Here is a 311-nt window from a genome sequence, read left to right on the forward strand (position 1 = left end):
CATCGTCGCGGCCCATCAGCGGGGGGTGTCAGTGATGGAACTGGCTCGCCAATCGGGTCTCACTCGACGCACCGTGTACCGGACCCTCAGCCGATGACGGCGGCGGCCTGCGGTCGTGGGAGTCTGAGCGGGACCGGATCAGTGAGCGGGCCGAGGCTCTGATCTGGGCTGAGCTGGCCCCGCCATGATGAGCAGGTGCGGCGGATGCTGGACGCTGAGATGCCGATCGCGCTGTCGCGTGGACCTGTGGGGGATCGTCCTCGTGGGTGGTGGGCGGCGGCGGCTGGTCGGGCGATGCTGGCTGATCCTGA

The 311-nt window shown here is 69.1% G+C and carries 1 protein-coding gene; it reads left to right on the forward strand.

What is annotated here, in order from left to right; all coding sequences use genetic code 11:
- Nucleotide 1: 1 nt before the first annotated feature.
- Nucleotides 2-97: a helix-turn-helix domain-containing protein gene (locus tag ACTQ48_RS11700; protein WP_441570967.1), complete on the forward strand. Its 96-nt coding sequence runs from the start codon at nucleotides 2-4 to the stop codon at nucleotides 95-97.
- Nucleotides 98-311: the final 214 nt, after the last annotated feature.

It is taken from the genome of Collinsella sp. Sow4_E3, from assembly GCF_052116285.1.
Classification (GTDB): domain Bacteria; phylum Actinomycetota; class Coriobacteriia; order Coriobacteriales; family Coriobacteriaceae; genus Collinsella.